At 38.2% G+C, this 1,085-nt stretch carries 1 pseudogene; it reads right to left on the bottom strand.

Annotated features, from left to right (window positions below):
- A pseudogene (locus FTV03_RS17755) lies at nucleotides 1-1,019 on the bottom strand (IS3-like element ISAba22 family transposase); the annotation flags it as partial.
- Nucleotides 1,020-1,085: the final 66 nt, after the last annotated feature.

The raw sequence follows: 1,085 nt of genomic DNA, 5'->3' as shown, positions 1-1,085 counted from the left end.
ATGCACTAACTCATTTTTCAGTATTCCCCAAAAGCTTTCAATCGGTGCATTATCGTAACAGTCTCCGCGCTTGCTCATTGAACCTTGAAAACCATATTGCTCAAGTATATTTCGATATTCATGGCTGCAATATTGACTTCCTCTGTCTGAATGCACAATCAGTTCTTTGGTTGGTTTTTGATTGTGAATAGCCATATTTAGCGCATTACAAACAAGCTGTGTTGTCATGCGCTCATTTAAGCTATAGCCAACCACTTGCTTCGTGTAAAGGTCTTTTACCGCTGCTAAATACAGCCATCCTTCAACAGTCCATATGTACGTAATATCACTTGACCATGCTTGATTTGGTCTAGTCATTGAGAATTGTTGCTCCAGCAGGTTTTCATAGATCGCTCGATTATGGTCACTATTCGTAGTCCTTTTAAAACGCTTGTGTCGCTTACAATACAGGTGGTTCAGCGCTTTTATCTGACGTATAGCGTACATACTCATTTTTATACCCTGAGCTTGTAAGTATTTGGTTAATCGAATATAACCATAGCTCTGCCTTGTCTCCTCATGGGCTATTTTCACCAATATCGTCTGTTGATTTCGTTGAATCGTTCTTTTGCTCACGCCTCTCTTGAGCCAATCATAAAAACATGAAACTGAAACATGAAGTAATCGAGCCATTAAGGTAATTGGAAAAGAATATCTTTTTTGTTTCATATAGGCGTACCTTACTGACTTTCTTTGGCAAAGTACGCTGCTGCCTTTTTTAAAAATTCACGTTCCATTTCAGCTATTTTGAGCTGTTGTTTGAGTTTTTTATTTTCTTCGAGTAGAGCGTTTAGATCAGGTGAATACTGTTTTGTACCTGCTAAAGTTCCAGCCTTTGCTTTGGTATTCCAATTTGAAAGAGTTTGCATTGAAATGCTAAGTTGTCTAGCTGTTTCCGAGACATTGCCTTGATTGGCTTCAATTAATTTGATGGCTTCAGCTTTAAATTCTGTGGTGTAAGTCTTGTGTTTCTTGCTCATGGTAAACTCCTGATGAGTGTGTTTAGTTTACCAAGTTAAAACCTCCTGTTTTTTCAGCACACATCA

Origin of the sequence: Acinetobacter sp. YH12218 (genome assembly GCF_013417925.1) — a bacterium.
GTDB classification, from domain to species: Bacteria; Pseudomonadota; Gammaproteobacteria; order Pseudomonadales; family Moraxellaceae; genus Acinetobacter; species Acinetobacter amyesii.
Note: the sequence above shows the minus strand (reverse complement) of the source record. Positions and strands in the feature narration are given on the sequence as shown.